Raw genomic sequence first — 2,810 nt, 5'->3', positions numbered from 1 at the left:
ATGGCACGGAGCTGACCAGTCATGCGATCCTGAAATGGGTGCGCGAGGCCGGCATTGAGTGGCACTACATCGCGCCGGGAAAGCCGACACAGAACGCCTTCGTCGAGAGCTTCAACGGCCGGCTGCGCGACGAGTGCCTGAACGAGCATCTCTTCGACAGTCTCGGTGACGCCCGGCGCATCATCGAAGCCTGGCGGATAGACTACAACACGGTCCGGCCACACACATCACTCGGCGGCCTCAGCCCCGTAACCTACGAACGGCGGCTGCGCCGCCGAAGGCCCGGCTCGCTTGAGCCGCGGGGAAGCTCCACTCCCCGGGCCTTGACCACGCCATCAACAACAGAAAGAAAGGCGAACAGACTCTCCGAATGAACGGCCCGGATCACGGGGCTGGGTCATTTCTCCGGAAGTTCGTTGTAGTCATCGGGCGCTCAATAACTACGCTCAGGATTTATTGCAGCCACCAGATAAGGATGGCGGAGAGTATGATTATGTCCAGGAAAACGTCGGCGCGGCGATCGTAGCAGACCGCTAGGCGTCCCCAGTCATTTAGTCGACTGAACATGTTCTCGACCTTATGGCGCTGTTTGTATTGGTGTTTTGCAGGATGATGCGGTGTGTTCCGCCGCTTTCGCGACGGTATGGTCCGAGGTCCGCTTCGGGCTTCAAAAATTATGTCCCCTTCATTCCTCGATAGATGGGGTCCAGATTGAGCGAATGAAGCCCCAGCGACCTTTCCATGACATAATTGTGCAGAACATCCATATGAGCGCTCATTGCGGCTTCTGCGGCTTGGACGTCGCGATTCTTAATGTGACAGACCAATTCCAGTCTCATAGCCACCAATTCGCTTAGATAGTCCGGCCTCAGAGAAAGCAGGATTTGCGAGATGATATCAGAGAGCGATTCAATCAGAACAGTCAGAACATCATTCTTCGCTGCCGTTCCAAGCAGTGCGTAGAAAGCCATGATCTCGTCAATCGAGCTTACAACATCCTCATCTTCCAGAGCCAGTCGCATCCTTTCAATATTTTCCTCCAGCGCCTCGACGTCGGCTGGCTGGCTACGCTCGCAGGCGAGTTTAACAGCCAAGTTAAGCAGATGCGTCCTTGCTTCAGCAAGCTGATCCAAAGACAGCTTGCCAAGAAAAACGAGATCATTCACGGTGCGGGAAACCGCCCGGCCGTCTCCGTCACGAATGAACGCGCCGCCAGTCGCGCCTTTTCGAAACTCCAGTACGCCGGAGTTCTCAAGCGCTCGCAGGGCTTCACGCACAACAGGGCGCCCTACGCCCAGCTTGTCCGCCAGGACCCGCTCGGAGGGCAGCTTGTCACCAGGTTTCAGTGCTCCGCGAATGAGGTCACGGCGAATGCTGTTATAGACTTCTTCGAAGAGGCGCACGGTCATGGCTCACTGTCTGGTACGTATCAGGAACCCTTGGCAGGGCAGGGGGAGTCCACGTCTTCTGCGGGAAAATAGCAAGCTTCGAACTTCACCTGCGCGGTTGGGACATCCCGATTTTCTCATTGGTGGCTGAGCTACTCCCCATCGTTTGGACAGGATCTGGCGTAGATTAAGCTACTCGTTGCACCTGCTGATCGGGTTGCTTGATATTATTTCTTTGCCAGTAAACCACCGCTGGTGGCCTGCCGCCAAGGGCTGAGTGAGGGCGCTTGTGGTTGTAGAAGGTCATCCATTTCCGGATGCCCGTCTTTGTTTCTGATCCTGTTTCCCAGGCGTGCAGGTAGACGCACTCGTATTTCAGGGTTCGCCATAGCCTTTCGATGAAGATGTTGTCGAGGAAGCGGCCTTTTCCGTCCATCGAGATCCGCACGCCGGTCCTGCGCAGTCGGTCGGTCCACGCGAAGGACGTGAACTGGCTACCCTGGTCGGTATTCATGATCTCGGGCGCGCCGAACTTGTGGACGGCCTCGTTCAGCGCTTCGACGCAGAAGTCGGCTTCCAGCGTATTGGAGATGCGCCAAGCCAAGACCTTTCGAGTGTGCCAGTCCATGATCGCCACGAGGTAGAGGAACCCGCGCTGCATCGGCAGGTAGGTGATGTCCGAGCACCAGACCTGGTTCGGACGATCCACCCGCAGACCTCTCAGCAGGTAGGGATAGGTCTTGTGCCCCTTCGCTGGCCTGCTGGTGTTGGGCTTCTGGTAGATCGGCATGAGCCCCATCAGGCGCATCAGCCGCCGGACACGTTTCTCGTTCACGAGGTGCCCGTCGTTGCGCAGGTGCCATGTCATCTGGCGGACACCGAAGAACGGCGTCTCCAGGAACTGCTCGTCAATTAGCCGCATCAGGCCGAGGTTCAGCTCGGTCTCGCCTTTAGGTGTGTAGTAGAAGGACGAGCGCGCGATTGACAGCAGCTTGCACTGTTGCCCGATGGATAGCTCAGGGTGGTCAGGCTCGATCATCCCGCGCCTCACTTCCCGCCCCAGGGCTTCAGCTTTCGTTCTAAAAAAGAGTTGGCCACCGCCAGCTCCCCGATCTTGGCATGGAGTTCCTTCACCTGCTCCTCGTCGATCTCGGGCTTCCTCCGGCCGCCGCGTTCGAACACGCCGGAGGCACCCTCGAGCAAAGCGCGTTTCCATTGATGGATCATCGTCGGATGCACCCCGAACCGACTCGCCAGCTCGGCCGCCGTCTCCTCACCCTTCAGGGCTTCCAGCGCGACCTTCGCCTTGAACTCGGGCGCGTGCTGTTTGCGTTTCGACATCTCTGATCTCCTCGTCGTTGAAGATCAGCAGACTGCAAATCGTAGCTTATGTCAGTGTCCAAATTTCGGGGGGTAGCTCAG

At 57.7% G+C, this 2,810-nt stretch carries 3 protein-coding genes; 1 reads left to right on the top strand and 2 read right to left on the bottom strand.

Annotation, left to right across the window (positions count from 1 at the left end; all coding sequences use genetic code 11):
- Positions 1 to 374, top strand: a 374-nt coding sequence (locus B8784_RS10830) for an integrase core domain-containing protein (protein WP_233355963.1), incomplete at its 5' end; no start/stop codon positions are given.
- A 300-nt stretch (positions 375 to 674) separates the two neighbouring features.
- Here the strand turns inward: B8784_RS10830 and B8784_RS10825 are convergent.
- Together B8784_RS10825 and B8784_RS10820 are read right to left on the bottom strand one after the other, a co-directional pair.
- Positions 675 to 1,409 (bottom strand): FadR/GntR family transcriptional regulator, encoded by a 735-nt coding sequence (locus tag B8784_RS10825; RefSeq protein ID WP_084397977.1) that lies wholly within the window; start codon positions 1,407 to 1,409, stop codon positions 675 to 677.
- Between the two features lie 166 nt (positions 1,410 to 1,575).
- Positions 1,576 to 2,729, bottom strand: a protein-coding gene (locus B8784_RS10820; RefSeq protein ID WP_456077614.1) for an IS3 family transposase whose coding sequence is annotated in 2 segments (ribosomal slippage) — positions 1,576 to 2,477 and positions 2,477 to 2,729 — 1,155 coding nt in all. Because the reading frame shifts where the segments join, the coding sequence is not laid out codon by codon here.
- Between the last annotated feature and the right edge of the window lie 81 nt (positions 2,730 to 2,810).

Origin of the sequence: Henriciella aquimarina (assembly GCF_002088975.1) — a bacterium.
Taxonomy (GTDB): Bacteria; Pseudomonadota; Alphaproteobacteria; order Caulobacterales; family Hyphomonadaceae; genus Henriciella; species Henriciella aquimarina.
Note: the sequence above shows the minus strand (reverse complement) of the source record. Positions and strands in the feature narration are given on the sequence as shown.

Excerpts from the sequence above, each read along its gene's own strand:
- B8784_RS10825 (WP_084397977.1), bottom strand. The coding sequence starts at position 1,409 with ATGACCGTGCGCCTCTTCGAAGAAGTCTATAACAGCATTCGCCGTGAC.